This window comes from Pokkaliibacter plantistimulans (assembly GCF_003194385.1).
In the GTDB taxonomy this organism is placed as follows: Bacteria; Pseudomonadota; Gammaproteobacteria; order Pseudomonadales; family Balneatricaceae; genus Pokkaliibacter; species Pokkaliibacter plantistimulans.
The window spans coordinates 1-1562 of the sequence record NZ_LAPT01000194.1 but is presented as its reverse complement, the minus strand read 5'-3'; the positions used below and the strand labels follow the sequence as shown (position 1 = coordinate 1562).

1 protein-coding gene is annotated in these 1562 nt (G+C 57.6%); it reads right to left on the bottom strand.

Annotated features, from left to right (window positions below; genetic code table 11):
* Positions 1-233: 233 nt before the first annotated feature.
* Positions 234-1208, bottom strand: coding sequence for a calcium/sodium antiporter (locus tag WH50_RS25775; RefSeq protein WP_110190350.1), 975 nt, complete (start codon positions 1206-1208; stop codon positions 234-236).
* Between the last annotated feature and the right edge of the window lie 354 nt (positions 1209-1562).

The window sequence follows — 1562 nt, the reverse complement described above, 5'->3', positions numbered from 1 at the left end:
CCCGGGGAGGATCACCACTGCTGCCGCTGGTCGGTACTGCAGCAGTGGCTGGTCAGGGAGTGATGGTGCCTCGGCTCCTGAAGAGAAGCTTAGCAGGCTGTTGAAAAACGTTATCGAGGCAGCCGAGACAAGGAAAAAACAGGCGAAAAAGCGGAGTTTAGTGAACTAAATGAGCATTTTGAGCCTGTTTTTGACGCGGTATTCGGCAACGCAGATAGATTTTCAACGACCTGCTAGGCGCTGACCACGGTATAGGCCAGATAACCGCTATAGCCCAGATAGACGGCCATCAGCAGAGCGCCCTCCACCCGGTTGATCCGCCCCTGTTTGCCTTTGAAGCCGTAACCGAGCACAAACAGCGATGCTGTCAGCACCGCCATCAGCGTCCAGTCGCGCAGCAGCACGGTGTGATCGACCTCCAGCGGGTGAATGGCCGCCGCGATACCCACGACGGCAAGGGTGTTGAACAGGTTGGAGCCGATCACGTTGCCCAGGGCCAGATCATGTTCGTTCTTGCGAATGGCCATCAGTGACGACGCCAGCTCCGGCAGTGAAGTACCCACGGCGACGATCGTCAGGCCGATAATCAGATCACTGACGCCGAAGGCATGGGCAATTTCCACCGCTCCCCATACCAGAAAGCGGGAGCTGATGATCAGCAGCACCAGCCCTGTCAGCAGCCACAGCAAGGCGCTTTTCAGGGGCATCGGATGCTCCAGCAACTCGCTGTCCACCTCTGCGCCCAGGGCATCGTCCTTACCCTGCATACCCTGATAAATACTCCAGCCCATCAGCGCAAAGAACACCACCAGCAACACCACCGCATCCATCCGGCTCAGTTCGCCATCCCACAACTGCCAGGCGGCCAGCAGGGTAACACCCATCAGCACCGGCAGTTCCTTTTTCAGTACCTGAGAGTGCACGGCGATGGGGCTGATGATGGCCACCAGACCGAGGATCAGGGCAATGTTGGTGATGTTGGAGCCGTAGGCGTTACCCAGAGCCAGGCCGGGATTGCCGTCACTGGCGGCAAGGGCGGAGACCACCATTTCCGGTGCTGATGTACCGAAGCCAATGATGACCATACCAATAAGCAGGGGAGGCATGCCAAAGTGGCGGGCGGTGGCGGCAGCACCATCGACGAATTTGTCGGCACTCCAGACCAGAACGGCGAGACCGCCGAGGATAGCAAGCAGGGCAAGTAGCATAACAGACTCTCAGGGTGGCGAAAGACGAGAGATACACCGCACCTTGCCACCCTGCAAAGGTCGGGTATCTCAGGTCTCATCAATTCCTGCCAGCAGGCTGGTATGGAACATGACTGCCACAAATCCGCTGACGGATTCGGAGACTGTTGACAGCCATCCCGGACAGGCCGGGTGATTACTCCCCCAAGAACGCTGCAGAATCTAGCAGATGACGGCAGTATGGCCAAGTCACCTGGCTACTATTTGTGCACAAAATGTGTAACGCAGGGCCGTTGTTCCCTTAGCAGGCTGTTGAAAAACGTTATCGAGGCAGCCGAGACAAGGAAATACCCCGAGGGCACAAGAAACAGGCGA

Coding starts and splice junctions, on each gene's coding strand:
- WH50_RS25775 (WP_110190350.1), bottom strand. CDS start 1,208: ATGCTACTTGCCCTGCTTGCTATCCTCGGCGGTCTCGCCGTTCTGGTC.